Genomic DNA, 1,169 nt, shown 5'->3' on the forward strand with positions numbered 1-1,169 from the left:
TAGCTGTTACAGGAGGGTTTTTCTTTAGCACGATTTTTCTCTTTAACATTTTTTATTTCAATTTTTTAAGCTTCGGTTTTCCGTTTTAGTTCGAAAGTTATGTTTGATAAATTCCGATTGTTGGGAAATAGGAGCAGAGATTAATTTTTGGCTTTCAGGATTACGTTTCAAATGTCAGCGTTAGTTTGGCAGATTAAGTTTTTCACTCCTCAGTTATCAATTCCTATTTTCACGTTTCTGCTTTTCGGCGTAAGTTTGGCAGATTCCAATTTTTCAAATTCGGCGTTCTGCCTGCGTTCTGTTTTTTACGTTTCTGCTTTGATTTCTATTGAAAATGAAAGCGTCAATTCGGCACGAATTGGCTGTAAACTCTCCTGTAACGTTTGGCTAGTAGGCGATGGTCGGGGTTAAGTAAGCGTAATATTTCGGTTAATCACTATTTTTCAAGTACAAAACTATTTTTAAATTTAGCCTAATTCCCGACTATTGCTTACTAGCGGTTATGGGCTGGTTGTTTTTGTCGAAATTATGATTTTAAACACAAACTTTTCAAGTTTCTGTTGGCAAATTCCAAATTTCAAGTTTCTGTTTTCGCAATCAATAGTTATTCATTGATGATAGGAGGAGGAACAGGAAACATTTTGTCAAACTTGTCAAATTTTATTTTTCTATCTATCGGTTTTAATTGTTTGGAACTTTGCAAATAATCCATCCACTCTTCAAATTTCCAAAACTCTTTAGGTCCTTTATTTCCGTGTAGCATTAGTCTTTTATTGTCTATTGAAAAAGCAATTGTTGTTCCATCGTTTATTTGATCATTTAATAAGACAGAATCCTTAATTGGGAATTTAAAATTGCAGATTAAACTATCTAATATTTTTTTCTCATTCTGTTCGAGCACAAAATAGTGCAAGCCTTTATTCCCAAAAGGATAATAATCTAGATAGTAAACTGTATCTGAAGAATTAAATTTTAATCTATAACTCGTTTTAATATTCCCTTTTGAATAAGTAAAGTTTGCAAAGCAACTTTCTTTTTTCTTTTCGCAACTACAGAATAAAACTAATATTATTATTAAAACGAGTTTTTTCATTTTTGAAATATTATTTTTTACCAACTGCTTGTTTTCTGATTATTTTCTTCTGCGTAATTTCGGCACAACTAGCCCA

At 31.7% G+C, this 1,169-nt stretch carries 2 protein-coding genes; one reads left to right on the forward strand and one right to left on the reverse strand.

The window, feature by feature from the left end:
- The first annotated feature begins 171 nt into the window (after nt 1–171).
- Entirely contained in the window at nt 172–411 is a 240-nt protein-coding gene (locus tag IRZ80_RS20730) for a hypothetical protein (RefSeq protein ID WP_194644262.1), read from the forward strand.
- A gap of 193 nt (nt 412–604) precedes the next feature.
- Here IRZ80_RS20730 and IRZ80_RS20735 read toward each other — a convergent pair whose 3' ends face one another.
- The gene (locus IRZ80_RS20735) at nt 605–1,093 is read right to left on the reverse strand and encodes a hypothetical protein (protein WP_194644264.1); all 489 of its coding nucleotides are present in this window, start codon (nt 1,091–1,093) and stop codon (nt 605–607) included.
- Between the last annotated feature and the right edge of the window lie 76 nt (nt 1,094–1,169).

Source organism: Flavobacterium sp. HJJ, assembly GCF_015351475.1.
Lineage (GTDB): Bacteria > Bacteroidota > Bacteroidia > Flavobacteriales > Flavobacteriaceae > Flavobacterium > Flavobacterium marginilacus.